Origin of the sequence: Bartonella sp. AA168HLJHH (assembly GCF_042197365.1) — a bacterium.
GTDB lineage: Bacteria > Pseudomonadota > Alphaproteobacteria > Rhizobiales > Rhizobiaceae > Bartonella.
On the sequence record NZ_JBHIRS010000073.1, the window covers coordinates 1 to 812 of the forward strand.

The 812-nt window shown below is 42.4% G+C and carries 1 pseudogene; it reads left to right on the forward strand.

Going from position 1 to position 812, the window contains the following annotated elements:
* Positions 1 to 812 (forward strand): annotated as a pseudogene (locus ACFINM_RS09805) (hypothetical protein); the annotation flags it as partial.

Here is an 812-nt window from a genome sequence, read left to right on the forward strand (position 1 = left end):
TATCACGAATATTAAGGATGAAATTAGCAAAGATATTGCTGAAGCAAAGAGTGATTCCTTGAATTGGAGCGACACTGCACATGCCTTTGTAGCGACGCATGGGGACAGTAAAGAGAACAGCAAGATAACGTCTCTTAAAAATGGCGACATTAGTAGAACGTCAACGGATGCTGTAGCGGGTAACCAGCTATATGCTCTAGGTGATAAAGTTGCACAATCTTTGGGTGGAGGAGCTAAGTATGAGGATGGTAAATGGAGTAAACCTAAGTTCACGATTAAAACAGTAAAATCTGATGGAACTGAGAGTGAGGAGAGCTATACAGATGTGGCTTCAGCGTTTGCCGGTGTAGGAACTTCTTTCACGGATTTACATAAAGAGATTACCAATGAAATTACCACTGCTCAGGCTGACGCCTTGTTGTGGGATAAGTCTAAAGGTGCGTTTGTAGCGACGCATGGTGAAGAGAATGCAAGCAGCAAGATAACATCGCTTTCCAATGGATCTATAACTAAAGACTCAAGTGATGCTGTAGCGGGTAACCAGCTGTATGCTCTAGGGAGCGATGTTGCGAAGTCTTTAGGTGGTAAAGCTAAGTATGAGAATGGAACTTGGAGTGCGCCTACATTCACGGTTAAGAGCGTGAAAGAAGATGGCACAACAGAAGATAAAGAGTATCATGATGTAGCAACAGCGTTTGCTGGTGTAGGAACTTCTTTCGCGAATGTGAATAATTCTATCACGAATATTAAGGATGAAATTAGCAAAGATATTGCTGAAGCAAAGAGTGATTCCTTGAATTGGAGCGACACTG